Annotated in this window: 1 protein-coding gene; it reads left to right on the top strand. The window is 66.6% G+C overall.

Annotated features, from left to right (window positions below):
• Window positions 1–206: 206 nt before the first annotated feature.
• Window positions 207–1436 (top strand): IS110 family transposase, encoded by a 1230-nt coding sequence (locus FB157_RS46955; protein ID WP_145887974.1) that lies wholly within the window; start codon window positions 207–209, stop codon window positions 1434–1436.
• The last annotated feature ends 54 nt before the right edge of the window (window positions 1437–1490 follow it).

Consider the following 1490-nt stretch of genomic DNA (forward strand, 5'->3'; position numbering starts at 1 on the left):
TCCTTACGTTCTAGGTGGGTTGGTTTCGGTCACTCGTAGGATCGAAAGACCCGGGGATGCTGGGTGTGGCTTTCAGCGCTCAGCCCACTGGTGGCTTGAAAGGATTGGCCGCTCGGCATCCCGCGACGACTCGACCACTCATTGGGATGCGCGGCACAAGATCGCTTGGTAAGGACACGCTGGCGAGGTCGTCTGCTGGGCTGTGAATGGATACGACTTCGGAGGTGGTCGTGCCCGAACTCTGGGCCGGTACGGATGCGGGCAAGGCCGCGCACCATTGCGTGGTGCTCGACGCTGAAGGCAAGCGCCAGCTGTCGCGTCGAGTGGACAACGACGAGACCGCGCTGCTGAAGCTGATCGCCGACGTGCTGGAGTTGAGCGAGGGTGCCCCGGTGACTTGGGCGATCGACCTCAATGCCGGCGGGGCTGCGCTGATGATCGCGCTGCTGACCGACAATGGCCAGCAGGTCCTCTATATCCCGGGCCGCACCGTTCACCACGCCTCGGGTTCCTACCGGGGCGACGGAAAGAGCGACGCCAAGGACGCCTTCGTCATTGCCGACCAGGCCCGCATGCGACGTGACCTGGAGCCGGTGCACCGGGGCGACGACATCGCCGTGGACCTGAGGATCCTCACCGCGCGCCGCCTGGACCTGGCTGCCGACCGCACCCGCGCGATCAACCGGCTGCGGGCCCAGATGCTGGAGTACTTTCCTGCCCTGGAGCGGGCCTTTGACTACAAGACGTCCAAGGCGGCCCTGGTGCTGCTGACCCAGTACCAAACGCCCGCCGCCCTCCGGCGCATCGGCAGGAACCGGCTGGCGGCCTGGCTGAAGAACCGCAAGGTCCGCAATTACCAGCTCGTCGCGGCCACTGCGGTGGAGGCCGCCGAGGCCCAGCACACCGCCGTCGCCGGGGAGAAGCTGGCCGCCGTCATGGTGGCCAAGCTCGCGAGGGAGGTGATGGTCCTCAATGAGGAGATCGCCGAGACCGACGCCCTGATCGAGGGCCGGTTTCGCGACCATCCGCACGCCGAGGTCATCCTGAGCATGCCCGGCCTCGGCCCCGTCCTGGGCGCTGAGTTCATAGCCCACACCGGCGGCGACATGAGCATCTTCGCCAGCTCCGACCGCCTCGCAGGCGTCGCCGGCCTCGCCCCGGTTCCCAAGGACTCCGGACGCATCAGCGGCAATATGCGCCGCCCCCGACGCTACTGCCGACGCCTGCTGCGGGTCTTCTACATGTCCGCCATGGTCGCCGCCCGCTCCTGCCCCGTCTCCAGAGCCTTCTACGAGCGCAAAAGAGCTGAGGGGAAGAACCACAAGCAGGCGGTCATCGCTCTCGCACGCCGCCGCCTGAACGTCCTGTGGGCCCTCATGCGCGACGGCCGAACCTTCGAGATCGCAGCTCCGGACAGCCCCGTTCCGCTGAGCTGACACGCTCACAGCGAGTCACCAACTTGGGTTGACAACTCCATTGGGAATCCTTTC

This window comes from Streptomyces sp. BK340 (assembly GCF_007827595.1).
Classification (GTDB): domain Bacteria; phylum Actinomycetota; class Actinomycetes; order Streptomycetales; family Streptomycetaceae; genus Streptomyces.